12 protein-coding genes are annotated in these 14,582 nt (G+C 42.9%); 10 read left to right on the top strand and 2 right to left on the bottom strand.

The window, feature by feature from the left end:
* Positions 1-689 precede the first annotated feature (689 nt).
* Positions 690-935: a Calvin cycle protein CP12 gene (locus V7K73_RS19535; protein ID WP_334882217.1), complete on the bottom strand. Its 246-nt coding sequence runs from the start codon at positions 933-935 to the stop codon at positions 690-692.
* Between the two features lie 371 nt (positions 936-1,306).
* On the opposite strand from V7K73_RS19535, the gene V7K73_RS19530 reads away from it, so the two are divergent.
* The 10 genes from V7K73_RS19530 to V7K73_RS19485 all read left to right on the top strand — a co-directional run bounded on the left by V7K73_RS19530 (position 1,307) and on the right by V7K73_RS19485 (position 12,701).
* Entirely contained in the window at positions 1,307-2,539 is a 1,233-nt protein-coding gene (locus V7K73_RS19530) for an FIST signal transduction protein (protein WP_334882216.1), read from the top strand.
* 957 nt (positions 2,540-3,496) lie between these two features.
* The gene (kdpA, locus tag V7K73_RS19525; RefSeq protein ID WP_334882215.1) at positions 3,497-5,242 is read left to right on the top strand and encodes a potassium-transporting ATPase subunit KdpA; all 1,746 of its coding nucleotides are present in this window, start codon (positions 3,497-3,499) and stop codon (positions 5,240-5,242) included.
* A 366-nt stretch (positions 5,243-5,608) separates the two neighbouring features.
* Complete coding sequence (kdpB, locus tag V7K73_RS19520) at positions 5,609-7,750, top strand: potassium-transporting ATPase subunit KdpB (protein WP_334882214.1); 2,142 nt, start codon at positions 5,609-5,611, stop codon at positions 7,748-7,750.
* 6 nt (positions 7,751-7,756) lie between these two features.
* Complete coding sequence (locus V7K73_RS19515; protein ID WP_334882213.1) at positions 7,757-8,026, top strand: potassium-transporting ATPase subunit F; 270 nt, start codon at positions 7,757-7,759, stop codon at positions 8,024-8,026.
* Positions 8,026-8,664 carry a K(+)-transporting ATPase subunit C gene (gene kdpC / locus V7K73_RS19510; RefSeq protein WP_334882212.1) on the top strand — a complete coding sequence of 213 codons (639 nt, stop codon included), beginning with the start codon at positions 8,026-8,028 and terminating at the stop codon, positions 8,662-8,664. Before V7K73_RS19515 ends, kdpC begins: the two co-directional genes overlap by 1 nt.
* 809 nt (positions 8,665-9,473) lie before the next feature.
* Positions 9,474-9,839, top strand: a complete 366-nt coding sequence (locus V7K73_RS19505; RefSeq protein ID WP_334882211.1) for a TrkA C-terminal domain-containing protein — start codon at positions 9,474-9,476, stop codon at positions 9,837-9,839.
* Positions 9,805-10,143, top strand: a complete 339-nt coding sequence (locus V7K73_RS19500; RefSeq protein ID WP_334882210.1) for a hypothetical protein — start codon at positions 9,805-9,807, stop codon at positions 10,141-10,143. Before V7K73_RS19505 ends, V7K73_RS19500 begins: the two co-directional genes overlap by 35 nt.
* 51 nt (positions 10,144-10,194) lie before the next feature.
* Positions 10,195-11,895 (top strand): potassium-transporting ATPase subunit KdpA, encoded by a 1,701-nt coding sequence (gene kdpA, locus V7K73_RS19495; RefSeq protein WP_334882209.1) that lies wholly within the window; start codon positions 10,195-10,197, stop codon positions 11,893-11,895.
* Between the two features lie 47 nt (positions 11,896-11,942).
* Positions 11,943-12,464: a pentapeptide repeat-containing protein gene (locus tag V7K73_RS19490; protein ID WP_334882208.1), complete on the top strand. Its 522-nt coding sequence runs from the start codon at positions 11,943-11,945 to the stop codon at positions 12,462-12,464.
* Between the two features lie 27 nt (positions 12,465-12,491).
* On the top strand, positions 12,492-12,701 hold the full coding sequence (locus V7K73_RS19485; RefSeq protein ID WP_334882207.1) for a DUF7219 family protein: 210 nt from the start codon (positions 12,492-12,494) through the stop codon (positions 12,699-12,701).
* A 308-nt stretch (positions 12,702-13,009) separates the two neighbouring features.
* On the opposite strand, the gene V7K73_RS19480 is transcribed toward V7K73_RS19485, so the two are convergent.
* Positions 13,010-14,035, bottom strand: coding sequence for a phosphatase PAP2 family protein (locus V7K73_RS19480; RefSeq protein WP_334882206.1), 1,026 nt, complete (start codon positions 14,033-14,035; stop codon positions 13,010-13,012).
* Positions 14,036-14,582: the final 547 nt, after the last annotated feature.

The following is a 14,582-nucleotide window of genomic DNA, read 5'->3' as shown; positions in this document are numbered from 1 at the left end:
CCCTCAATCCCTCTCCGTGAGTTCAGAGAGGGAAGCCGGATAGAGGGTGAGGTTTTATATTTAATTTGACCCACTTACTTAGCTAGCTAATAGTCTATCTATATTACATAACAGTTTAATCAAAGCACAAAGTCTAGCCTCAAGATTGCGCTCTAACTTCTTTGTACAAGCAAGTGGCTACCCAACTTATACCATTTCACCGAATTTATCCTATAAATACGTTTGTAGGGGCATACAGATGTACGCCCCTACGCTCAATTCATTTGTTGCAAAGATTTTTGGAAAAGGTATTAATTAAATGGTAAATTGTTTAATTAACTTTCCTCAATCTCTCTATTTGGCAAAAAACAAGCAACTCAAAGCTGCTAATCTCAGATTTTGCACCTATTTGTAAGTAGCGTCAGGAAGAGTTGTAAAATCCACCCACCGACTATATACTCAACACTCTCGGACAAAACCCCAATTTTTTGGGGTGTAAACAGTTTCCTCTTAGATAAAAAAACTCTCAAATTTTAACCCTGATATATCTGTAACTCCAGATATTTCACCAATTATTTGCCTGTTGGGGCAAATGATGAAAGAGGGAGAGGAAGATTTTACTCAGGAGTGAGGTGAGAGTGCAAGATTTGAGTAAGTAAATTTTGGTTGCTTGTTTACCAAACGAAGATAAAATTTACTTTTCTAAATTTCTAGTCGTCGTAAACCCGGCATTCAATTGCATCTGGGTTGTCATCACAATACTGTTCGAGAGAATTTTTTGGCTTGCTTTGGCGCTTGTGGGAAGCTTCGGCTTGCAATTCTTCTACTGCATCCCAAGCAGCAGCACACTCTGGTGAGGCGCTACCGCTAACGTCACAAACAGTACGCGCTTGCTCCACTTCTTCTTGGATTTTCTCTTGAATATCGCTTTTTGCTGTTTCTTGGATGTTGGTCATTGCTTTAGTCTCGTTGTGTGTTGTTAATACTAGTATAGAAAAACTTCAGAAATGGCAGATTTTAGCTTGATTACTAACCATTCTAACCATTCAGCTCATAAGTTAGTACTTTAGCCTATTGATTTATAATCCATACAGTAAACTGGCGCATTTATCAATGCATTCATCTTTATTTTTTAAGATTTTGTGGAATCAGTAGGATAGATAAACAATCATACAATATATTTAGATGCATCTATTAGGGAATGATTTCCCCAGCTTCTTGGGATGGAGGAGACAAAAGGCTGGCATTAATTTTTGTTGGATGCAATTCTTCCCAAAATCAAAAATCAAAACCTACTAGCCCAAAAAGAGAAAGAAGCTCAAAACTCATGGCAGACCAAATGCAGTGGGCAAACGCCCTATCAACCCGTCATTCTTTGGAAGCAGCTGTTACAGATGTGGTGGAACGAGCTGTCTCATCGTTAACAGCACCTGCGGATCTAGGACTGGTATTCATTTCGTCTGCTTTTACGAGTGAGTATTCCCGATTGTTACCTTTGTTAGCTGAGAAACTTTCTGTGCCTGTGCTAATTGGCTGTAGTGGTGGAGGTGTGATTGGGACGACTAACGGAGAAATCCAAGAATTAGAAGCTGAACCAGCTATTAGCTTGACTTTAGCACACCTTCCAGGGGTGAAAGTTCAAGTTTTTCATGTTGTTGCTGAAGAATTACCTGATTTAGACAGTTCACCAGATGCTTGGGTTGATTTGATCGGTGTGCCAACATCACCGACACCCCAGTTCATTTTGCTGTCTAGTTCTTTCGCTTCTGGAATCAACGATTTATTGCAGGGGTTGGATTTTGCTTATCCAGGATCGGTGATTGTGGGGGGACAGGCTAGCGGTGGGGGTATGGGTGGTCGTGTTGCCCTTTTTTGTAATGATACTGAGGGCGGGGAATGCCAAAATTTGTATCGTGAGGGAACTGTTGGTATAGCTTTGACTGGCAATATTGTTTTGGAAACGATTGTAGCCCAAGGATGCCGACCGATTGGCAAACCATTGCAAGTTACAAAAGCCGATCGCAATATTATTCTAGAGTTAGATGAGCAAGTGCCTTTAGTGGTGTTGCGAGATTTGATTGCTAGTCTGAGCGAACACGAACGGATTTTAGCACAGCACTCTCTGTTTGTTGGTGTGGCGATGGATGAATTTAAGCTGGCTTTGCAACAGGGAGACTTTTTAATTCGTGGTATTCTTGGGGTCGATCCAACAGCTGGGGCGATCGCAATAGGCGATCGCGTTCGTCCAGGACAAAGGCTGCAATTCCACCTCCGCGATGCCCAAGCCTCTGCTGAAGACCTAGAATTACTCCTGCAAAGTTATCAAACCCAACGAGACTCTGAACCCTCTGCTGTAGCTGCCTTAATGTTTGCCTGTCTGGGGCGAGGTGAAGGACTCTATGGTAAACCCAATTTCGATTCTGAATTATTTCGGCGCTACGTCAGCGATATTCCTGTAGGTGGTTTTTTCTGTGGTGGGGAAATCGGCCCTGTTGGCGGCAGAACTTTCTTACACGCCTACACTTCTGCATTTGGAATTTGTCGCCAAAATCAGTTATGAGTTATGAATTAAAGTTCTGACTCTATCCTATCTAATTTGTGAAAATTCGCGGTGTCTAGATCCCCGACTTCGTAAAAGTTGTCGGGGATCTAACTTTTTACGAATGATTAAGTAGGGCTATATAGCGGTTCCCATTCAGATGCGGTACAGCATTATATCGCCAGGTGTACGGGCAAGTCTTAGACAAGCCCTACCGATGTACCTCACATAAACGAGAACCGCTATAAGTAGGTTTTTGTAAATGTCTACGATGCTAGGCTTGTAGCCTCAATGTTAGTCTATAGGTTAACCCATTCTTAACTTTAAATCTTTTCCCTCACCCCCAGCCCCTCTCCCAAATTTGGGAGAGGGGAGACATAAACCTTATTTAAGTTGAGAACCGTAGTTTTCACCCTCTCCCTAAATCCCTCTCCCAAATGCTTGAGAGGGAGTTTGAAATTCTGGCTCCCCGAATCCCAGATTTGGGATTCGGGGTTAGGGGATAAGGGCTATCAAGGTTTTTGCACCTGACGGGATGCTCTTTTGTTTGTCACCCCTGTGAACCCAACTAGCTTTAGATCGCCCCATCCCTGAGAGCTAATGAGGTGTCACCTTGCACTCTTTTGTCATGAGGTGAAAAATCAGGTAGGCTATTGGGCAAAATGGGATGCTCCTGTTTGAGTGCTAAATAGCTGTTTGTTTAGGATTTAGCTGTCTTTCTATATTTGCAGATATATATCGATATAAACGCTGTGAATATTTTATATATATAAAAATATATTCCTAAGAGAGACAAGTTTAAATATTAATTTATACCTTGTGTTCTCTGACAAAAAGCTTCATGATTGATTGAGGAAGCAAATAATTATAGGTGAGTTCATCATAATGTCAATACCTTTCTATATTCTTTCTAATTCATAGCAAGAATATATTTTATACTAATCTGAAATTTATTTATGTCGGAGTTTAAATAATTCAATGCTAGAAGGATGGATTCAAATTGGATTAACGTTACTAATTGTAGTAGCAATTACTCCCTTTTTTGGGCGTTACATGGGGCGTGTATTCCTAGAGCAAAGAACTTTTCTAGACCCGATTTTGAATCCGGTTGAGCGAGTGCTTTACTCTTTGGTTGGCGTTCAAATCCAAGATAATATGACGGGTTGGCAGTATGCGCGAGCAATCCTGTACAGCAATGTAGTCATGGGGTTGCTGATTTTCTTGTTGATCGCCAATCAGGGATGGCTACCGCTTAACCCGACCAAGATAGCCGCCCCAACTTGGGACACGATAGTACACACGACGATTTCTTTCATTACCAATACCAACCAGCAGCATTATTCTGGTGAAACCTACTTAAGTTACGGTAGTCAAATGTTAGGGCTGGGCTACCACATGTTTACCTCAGCGGCAACGGGCATAGCAGTAGCGATCGCCTTTATTCGCGGGTTGACTGGTAGATCGTTAGGCAACTTCTACGTAGACTTGATTAGATCGATTACCCGAATTTTGCTGCCGATTAGTATTATCGGCGGCATTGTTTTTATTGCCCTTGGTGTGCCAGAAACCTTGGCCGGGCCAGCAGTGTTTCCCACCTTAGAAGACCCTAACATTAGTCAGGCGATCGCTCTTGGGCCGGTTGCCCACTTTGAAATCATCAAACAGCTAGGCGAGAATGGCGGCGGCTTTTTCGCCATCAACTCAGCCCACCCCTTTGAAAATCCCAACGCATTTTCTAACTTAATTCAGATCGTGGCAATGCTTTCAATTCCCACGTCTCTGATTTATACCTATGGGATGTTTGCAAATAACCTCAAACAAGCCTGGTTACTCTACGGCATGGTCGGTGTAATTTTTCTCGGATTTCTGATTGTCACCGCCATTGGGGAATACAACGGTAATCCGGCTGTAAACACGCTTTTGGGCAGTCAGCAAGCGAACCTAGAGGGTAAAGAAGTCAGATTTGGTTGGGCGCAATCGGCATTATTTGCGGTAAGTACAACCGGCACAATGTGCGGCGCTGTCAACAGTTTCCACGATTCCTTTATGCCCGCCGGCGGTTTTATTTTTCTGTCTAATATGTTTCTCCAAATCATGTGGGGTGGACAGGGTACGGGAACAGCTTACTTGTTCGCCTATAGTATCCTGGCGGTATTCGTCACAGGTTTGATGGTGGGACGCACCCCAGAATTTCTGGGACGCAAGATAGAAAAGCGGGAGGTTGTTCTTGCTAGCTTCCTGATTTTGCTGGTTCACCCGATCGCCATTTTGATTCCCGGGGCGATCGCTTTAGCTTTTCCTGACCAACTGGCAGGGATTAGCAATCCCGGCTTTCACGGCTTTTCTCAGGTGATCTACGAATATGCCTCAGCTGCTGCTAACAACGGTTCTGGGTTTGAAGGTTTAGGAGATTCACAACCTTCACCGTTAGCGATCGCTACAGGTACCAAAACTACCGCAACCGCCCTCTGGTGGAACCTGAGTACCTGCTTCAGCCTTTTAGCCGGACGCTATATCCCAATCATCGGTCTGCTGTTATTAGCGGATAGCATGTCCCGCAAGCAAGCTGTTCCTTACACGACTGGTACATTGCGAACTGATACCGGACTATTTACAGGTGTCACCGCAGGTGTAATTTTAATCTTAGGCGCACTCACATTCTTCCCAGTATTAGCATTAGGGCCTATCGGTGAAGCCTTTTTTATCTCCAAAGGCATCGGCTAGGGAGTGGGGAGTGGGGAGTGGGGGAGATGAGGAAAGAAAGACAGGACTTACGCAAAAACTCTCTCAAACTCTTATTCCTCTGTGTTCTCTGCGTCCTCTGCGGTTCGTTTTTTGGTAATTTTGCGTAAGTCCTAAAAGAATAACTAATGCCCCATGCCCCATGCCCCATGCCCAATATTTAACGAACTTTGGGGGTTTAAGTCCCCTGTCTCTACAGGCAGAGCGAATTGAATGCCTCAACTAAATCCCCCGAAGTTTTGTGGACGGAAACCGTCCCCACAAACTTCTCTTCGTCACAAAACGTAATTACGAATTACGAATTACGAATTACGAATTACGAATTACGAATTACGAATTATTTAATGTATGCCAACTAAAACTGATTCTCGTCCGCCCCGTATTCCATCTGGAACTCGTGACTCGCGCAAGCACACCCCCAAAGCTGATTTAAAGGGACTTTACCAGAGAGCAATTCGTGAGTCATTTGTCAAGCTCGATCCGCGAATTACTGTTAGAAACCCAGTTATGTTTGTTGTTTGGGTAGGGACAATTGTCACCTTCCTGGTTACCCTGAACCCAAATCTGTTTGGCACAATTCAGGCAGATATCAATCAACAACGCCTGTTAAACGGGTTGATTACCTTTATTCTCTTTTTTACACTCGTTTTTGCCAACTTTGCCGAAGCTGTGGCTGAGGGACGTGGTAAAGCCCAAGCTGATTCACTGCGCTCGACGCGATCGGATACGATCGCTAATAAAATCCTCCCTGATGGTTCGATACAACAAGTCAATTCTACGGAACTGCGCCGGGGCGATTTGGTTCAGGTAGTTGCAAATAATATGATTCCCGCCGATGGGGATGTAATTAAAGGCATCGGCTCGGTGGATGAGTCTGCAATCACTGGAGAATCTGCCCCGGTATTGAAGCAACCAGGTACAGATATTGCTAGTTCGGTAACAGGCGGTACACGCCTACTTTCAGACGAGTTGACAATTCGGATTAGTGCCGATCCGGGTCAAGGCTTTATCGATCGCATGATTGCCCTGGTAGAAGGCGCACAACGCACCAAGACTCCCAACGAGATTGCTTTGACGGTATTGTTGGCAGTGCTAACGCAAGTATTCCTGATTGTGGTGTCAACTCTGCCCCCATTTGTTGGCTACATCGCTAGTTTTATCAGCACAGCCTTTGGCGTTGAGGCGGCAAACAGTTTGCGGGCGGGTGCTAGTGTTGCGATTTTAATATCGCTACTGGTAGCTTTGATTCCCACAACTATCGGTGGTTTACTCAGTGCGATCGGTATTGCAGGGATGGATAGAGTTGCCCAGTTTAACGTCATTGCAACCTCTGGTAGAGCCGTAGAAGCTTGCGGCGACATCAACACCTTGGTGCTGGATAAGACAGGGACTATCACCTTGGGAAACCGGATGGCTGATGAGTTTATTCCTCTGGATAATCATTCAATAGAAGAGGTGGCGCAAGTCTCCCTAGCTGCTAGCTTGTTTGATGAAACACCAGAGGGTAAGTCAATTGTAGTTTTAGCAGAAAGGTCTCAGGCTGCGGTAGACTTCAGTATCGACAAAGCCGAGGGTGTGGAATTTACCGCCAAAACCCGGATGAGTGGCACGAATCTACCCGATGGCAAACAAATTCGTAAAGGAGCGGTAGAGGCCATTAAGGGATTTGTCCGTTCTCGTGGCGGCCAAGTTCCTGATGATATAGACGCAGCTTATGAGCGAGTTTCCCGGTTAGGCGGGACACCTTTAGCTGTTTGCCAAGATGACAAAATTTATGGTGTCATCTACCTCAAAGATATTGTCAAACCTGGTTTGCGAGAACGATTTGACCAACTCCGGCGGATGGGTGTTCGCACCGTTATGCTCACAGGTGACAACCGAATTACTGCTTCGGTAATTGCTGAAGAAGCTGGAGTGGATGATTTTATTGCCGAAGCGACTCCAGAAGACAAAATTGAGGTGATTCGCTCCGAACAATCTCAGGGTAAACTGGTGGCAATGACCGGAGATGGTACTAATGATGCACCTGCCTTGGCTCAAGCAAATGTGGGTGTGGCAATGAACTCTGGGACGCAAGCTGCCAAAGAAGCTGCTAACATGGTGGACTTAGACTCTGACCCCACGAAGCTAATTGACTTAGTAACCATAGGTAAACAGTTGCTAATTACTCGTGGAGCCTTGACAACATTTTCCATCGCTAACGATATTGCCAAGTATTTTGCGATCATTCCGACTATCTTTGCAGCTGCTGGAATCGGCGCACTTAATATTATGGGATTAAAGAGCGCCCAATCTGCGATTATCTCGGCGCTGATTTACAACGCCCTGATTATTCCGGCATTAATTCCGTTAGCACTCAAAGGGGTGAAGTTTTTACCTTTAACAGCAGATCAACTGCTACGTCGTAACATTTTAATCTATGGTCTTGGCGGCATCGTTGCTCCGTTCATTGCCATCAAACTGATAGATATTATCCTACCTTTGTCTTAATTTACTATGAAACCCGTTCAGATCCGACGCGCGTTAGCTCTATCCCAAGTATTAGAAGAAATAACTGAAATCTGGTGTCAATGGCGTAGACAAAAGCTGCCACTGTATTTATTTCTGGCGATGTGTTTCAATCTAGTGGTTGCACCTCTAGTCTATGCAGCTACTGGTGAACAACTTTCTCGCAGTCAATCTTGGGGATTGGGGCTGTTAGGACTAGTGACACTGGGGCTTTCTATCTATCTATTTTTTGTAATGTTTGTACCGGAGAAATTCTAATGAGTTTTGCACGCGAAGCCGGTAGAGCCGTTCGTTCTACCCTGGTACTCTGGGTTATTGGAGCGATTATTTATCCTTTTGCGATGATTGCTATTGGGCAGATTGTGTTTCCGTTTCAAGCAAACGGCAGTCTACTGAAAAATAGCGCAGGCCAAGTTGTGGGTTCTGCTTTGATTGGTCAACCTTTTACTAGCGATCGCTATTTTAACAGCCGTCCCAGTACCACCAGTTACAGCACCGCTGATCCCAAAAAAGATGATGGGGGAGTTTTGAAAACCGGAGTTTCTGGCGCTAGTAACTTGGCTCCCAGTAATCCCGCATTAATGGAACGCATCAAAGGTAAAGATGATCCAGACCCCACCAAAAAGATTGAAGGTGACTTCACTCGTCTGAAAAAAGCAGGTGTGGAGCCGACTGGTGATTTAGTCTACACCTCTGGTTCTAGCCTTGATCCTCACATTACTCCTGAAGCTGCGATCGCGCAAATTGGACGCGTAGCCAAGGCGCGAGGAGTTCAGCCGAATCAACTGCAACCTTTGATTTCTCAAAATACCGATGGTCGCTTTCTCGGCATCTTTGGTGAACCTGGAGTTAATGTGTTGAAGCTGAATTTAGCTCTGGATAAGATTAAGGCATAGGAAATAGCGAAAAAGGGATGTTCCTGATTATTGCTACGCCTCCGATTCAGAATTAATTTTTAATGATTACTTAAAATCAAAAGGCTTAGATTCCCGATTTATTTAATAAAGTCGGGAATTTTGTTATTTACGGGAGCATCTCAATTTTGGCTTAAATCTTTTCCCTCACCCCCAGCCCCTCTCCCGATTCCGGGAGAGGGGAGACATATAGCGTGTCCCAGGTGCATGAGGTACATCAATCAGATCAAAACCTCACCCCCAACCCCTCTCCGATGCTTTGGAGAGGGGAGACAAAGCGTAGCTTTGGCGGGGTAAGGTTAAGCTGTACCTTACTAAATTAGTAAATTATAAGTAGGTAGGCATAATTAAATATAAGATCAAACCTTACCCTCAATCCCAGGGCTATTTCATTCTAAAATGTGACGTTTTCAAAGTCCCTCTCAAAGATGTGGGAGAGGGATTTAGGGTGAGGGCAAAAACTACGGTTCTCAACTTAAATCGCGTTTAAATTCTTATTTTTCTGAAAAAGATTCCTAAAAACTGCCATAAAAATAGAATGAAATAGCCCTGCCCTCAATCCCTCTCCGATACTTTGGAGAGGCAAGCCGGAGGCAGGGTGAGGTTTTATATTTAATTACGTCTACCTACTTATATATCAAATCTATATCTCTAAATATATGCTTATTTAGCTAATAAATAAACACATGTTTTATCTACTTAATAAATCATATATATTCAAAATCTATCTAAAGAAATCTTATTTTGTCTGTAAAATACTGCACAATATTATTATAGTTAAAAAAAATTTTGTGTTAAAAAGCGAACAAGTTTTAGAACCAAGCCTATTTGGCGTTTTAATTCAAGCCAATAGCGTTTATTGCGGTATTCATTTAACTGAAATTAAATTACCCGATCAATGCATCTTTTTAGGTATTTTAAGAAACAATCAAGTAATTTCCGCAACAGATAATCCTAGTATTTTTTCTGAAGACTACATTTTAGCAATAGCAACCCATCCAATGATGGTTCCGGCTCTCAAAGTGACTCTGAAGAAAATTCATTCTGTTTACTATTCCCTCAACAGTTGCTTACTAGAAGCTAGATCAATAGCCAGCCAATCTGTTAATTCAGATGACTCAGATGCACCAACAAATTTTAATTCCACATATTATTAGACATGACACAAAACCACACGGAGGAGACATTCCTTTTGTAGCAGTGTTTTTGGCTCATATTTCCTTCATGATTGTTTGGGGAATTATCGTTTTTATCGTTTTATCTGTCTGCAAAGCAATAGAAGACCCCCCAGAAAATGCGACACAAGATAAAGACGAAATAGGAAGTATCAAAGATTTACACCAACACCCCTGTGAAAACTGCGAATTTTTTAACAATAATTATTTTCTAAAATGTGCAGTACATCCTACCACTGCCCTAACCATACAAGCACTCAATTGCTCTGACTACAGCCCTAAATAGGTGATTTTCTCGCTATCATAAAGCGATCGCTTTATCCCCCACTTTCCAATTATGATCCAAGGTTTTGTGCAAATCTTCCTCACCCTGTTCTTAGTGGTAATGTCAGTACCAACACTAGGACACTACCTAGCTGAAGTCTTCTTCATGCACAAAACCTGGCTCGATCCAGTGATGAACCCATTGGAGCGGTTAATTTATCTCCTCATGGATATTGAACCGGAAAATAACATGACTGGAAGAGAATATGCGATCGCTATTTTACTCAGCAATACAGCAATGGCAGTTTTAGCGCTACTACTGCTGATGTTTCAAAGCTTACTACCATTGAATCCCACCAATTTAGGAATACCCACTTGGGATACAGCATTACACACCACCATTTCTTTCTTAGTTGCTGCCGATTTGCAACATTATGTGCCAGAAAGCACAATGTCCTACCTGAGCCAGATAACAGCTTTAGGCTTCTTAATGTTTGTTGCGCCTGCTACCGGATTAGCGGTGGGAATTGCCTTCATTCGCGGCTTAACAGGTAGACCTTTGGGCAACTTTTATGTCGATTTGACTCGCTCGATTACGCGAGTATTATTACCCTTGGCTATTGTCAGTACGGTATTATTAATCCTGGGTGGTGTACCCCAAACCCTTGCCGGGCCTGTAAATCTTACCACCTTAGAGGGAGCAACTCAGGCGATCGCTCGTGGCCCGATTGCCCACTTTGAAAGCATGAAAATGCTGGGTGAGAACGGTGGAGCCTTCTTTGGTGGCAACTCTGCTCATCCTTTTGAAAATCCCAATGGCGGCACGAATTTGCTGGAAGTGGTGTTAATGTTGCTGATTCCCACGGCATTACTCCACACCTACGGTATCTTCATCGGTAAGTTAAAACAGACTCGCCTCCTGTTCTGGATGGTATTCGCCATTTTTGTAGTCTTAATTGGCGTAACTGCCGTCGGGGAGTATCAGGGTAATCCCGCCGTGAATCTCTTGTTGGGTAGTCAGCAGCCCAATTTGGAGGGTAAAGAAGTCCGGTTGGGCTGGGCGGAAACTGCCTTATTTGCCATCACCACAACAGCAACCATGACTGGTTCTGCTAACGGCATGTTCGACTCGCTGATGCCAACCGGGGGATTTTGTGCTTTGCTCAACCTGTTTTTGCAAGTAATCTGGGGAGCAATGGGTACTGGAGCCGCTTCTTTGGTAGTGTACATGTTTTTGGCAGTGTTCCTGACTGGCTTAATTGTGGGGCGAACGCCAGAGTTTTTGGGACGAAAAATCGAGAAACGGGAAATTACCCTGGCAAGTATAATTATTCTCATCCACCCGCTATTGATTTTCCTGCCAGGTGCTATTGCCATAGCTTTTCCAGAGCAACTTGCAGGTATGAGCAATCCTGGCTTTCATGGTTTTACGCAGGTGATTTATGAGTATGCATCGGCGGCGGCGGGTAACGGTTCCGGTTTTGAAGGTTTGGCAGACACCCAACCCGCCCCGACAGCTTTGTGGTGGAACCTGACAACAGCATTTACCCTTTGGATGGGACGGTTTATTCCCATCGTTGTTTTGTTGTTACTAGCAGATAGCCTGTCCTCCAAGCAACCTGTACCGCCTTCCAGCGCAACCCTAAATACAGATACTAAACTATTTACTGGTGTCACTGCTGCCACAATTTTGATTCTGGGAGCTTTGACATTTTTTCCTCTTTTAGTTCTGGGTCCTGTTGCCGAAGCCTTCCAAATCGCCATCAGAAAATAACAAATTTACATCATTTTGATAATCTTTTATTCCTCACTTATAGACTTATGAATTTCTTTTTACGACCCCTGATTACGATGGCATTTGTCCTTACTCCCTCATTGGTTAGCCAATGTAATAATTTGTTTCGACAGAGTATGATTCAACAGCTTCAAGAAACAAGAAAATGTTTTAGTTGTAATTTATCGAAAGTGAATTTCTCAGGGAAAAACTTACAAGGAATTGATTTGCAATCGGCAAATCTTCAGGGAGCTAACCTCAAAAATGCTAATCTCCGGTATGCAAATTTAGAGTGGGCAGATATTCGGGACGCAAATTTGCAAGGAGCCGATTTAACAGGAGCCAATCTCAAGAATACATTGCTAACTGATACTAATTTACAAAAAGCAAATTTAGAAGCATCTAACCTAGAAGGAACTGATTTGAGAAATGCCAATCTTAGTCATGCAAATCTCATCAAATCTTCAAAAAACAACAACATCCAGGGTCTTAATTCTGTGAATCTCTGCGAAACAGTATTACCAAATGGGATTATATCAGAACGTTGCAATCAACTACCTAATAGCTAATCAGGTTTTTTTGCTAGGAGTAAATTAATGGTACAGCCCAATTATGAAGATAAAAATAGCTTTCTTTATCCCCGCGATCGCTACCACGGTAAATTTCAGCCAAACAACATAGTATTTAATGCCAACCTGCAAGAATTTGCTCAAAAAATTAGCTACATCACTAGTTTAGAAACTGGCGGAAAAATATCTCCAGAAATAGCTTTTAGTCAAATAGAAGCACTCTGGAAACAGTTGTAAGATAGTAAAAATAAGTTGGGAATGTTTTGAAAACCGGAGTTTCTCTGGTTTAGCTGCTTATACTTATCCGTCATTATGCAACGCCGGGGAAGAACCTACAGATCAAGCTGCTGACAGTGAGCGATATTTTTGTTGCAATTCTAAGAGGATGTTTGAAAAGTCTAATTTATTACTAACCCTGGCGGTTGGAAACCGCGTCTACACGAGACTTAACCCACCTCCGTGGGTTAAGAATCCTTGATGAGTGTATTAGTCCACGGAGGTGGACAATGCTAGTGTAGTAGCGAATTCTATTCGCCCAATACTTTTCAAACATCCTCTAAGCTAATAATACAGGCAATCAACCACACTAAACCTGCCCCGTAGCCAGCTGTAACATCACTTAACCAATGTACACCAAGATAAAGCCGACTGAAACCGATCGCAGCAATTAAAACAATAGTCAAGCCATAAATCCAAAAGCGCGATTTAGGAAACTGCTTTGCGAGAATATAGCCCGTAAAACCGTAAATCACTATTGAAACCATTGCATGGCCACTAGGAAAACTGTGTTGACCTACTTTAATAATATGCTTCCACAGTGCCGGACGCGCTCTACCAAATAATAGTTTCATTAAACAATTTAGCAAGATTGCACCAACTCCAGCGATGCCCAAGATAGTTGCTTCTCGGCGACGATTATAAAATAACGGACTAATCGCCAGCCCCAAAGAATATAGCAGTATTACTAGTGGATCGCCCATAAAAGTGATACCAAGCATGATGCGATCGCGCAGTGGTGTATGCAACTTCTGGATCAATAGCAAAATGGCTTCGTCAAGATTATATGCGTACAACAGCCCAGTGGCGCATACCAGAACGCCAACAGCCCCCAATACCGGAATAAATTGACTACCTGTTTGGTGTAATTGTCGCTGCATAGATATTTGAGGCAGTACGGCTGAATCAGATATGTTTCGATTATTACCTCCAACCTCAGCAGTATTTTCTTTAGTATCAAACGAATGCAAGCTACTGTCTTTAATGACTGCGGTAGAAGCAAGTGATTTACTGCCTTTTTGCCGATAATCTAAGAGGATGTCTTGAATGAGGAGTGCGATGGTATTTAAACTCTTATCTGGCTGAAAGATAACAAGAACATTCCCTGTATAACTATTAGCACTAGCTCGTAATATTATTTCCTCCTTTAATAATCTCGACTCCAGATATTTTTTAAGAGCTTCTGAATGATAAAGTCCATTTACCTTATATCTAACTCTTCCTTTAACAGCAGTATGTATTGCTTGAACCCAATGGTTTTGATTAGTAAGTTTACGAAAGTGAGAATTACCCATTTGTTATTGATAATAAAATGCTTTGACTGAAAACTAGTAGTCTATTAAGTCAACAATGTTTAGTAAACCAAGTTTTAGAATCTTTCTCTCTGTGTTCTCTGGGGAGCATCCCAATGAGAGCTTAAATCTTTTCCCTCACCCCAGCCCCTCTCCCAAATATGGGAGAGAGGAGACATAATTCCAGTTCCCCTTCTCCCAAAGATGGGAGAAGGGGCTAGGGGATGAGGGCTATCAAGGTTTTTGCACCTGACGGGATGCTCCCCAGAGAAGTTCTCTGTGCCTCTGCGGTTCGTTATTTAATACAAGCATTGTTAGCTTCACACACTACTAAAGAAGAGATATCTTCATGACTTATGAGAAATCCGAGTTATTTCAGTGCTACTTATTTTTAACCAGGAATCATGACATAGACTTATTGACATATAAGCATTTTAGTGTATTACGATAAGAAAAAACCTCACCCTGCCTCCGGCTTCCCTCTTCTTAGTAAGGAGAGGGATTGAAGGTGAGGTTTTATATTTAATTTGACCCACTTACTTACTATATT

Source organism: Nostoc sp., from assembly GCF_036916975.1.
Classification (GTDB): domain Bacteria; phylum Cyanobacteriota; class Cyanobacteriia; order Cyanobacteriales; family Nostocaceae; genus Nostoc.
This window is presented reverse-complemented; position numbering and strand designations above follow the sequence as displayed.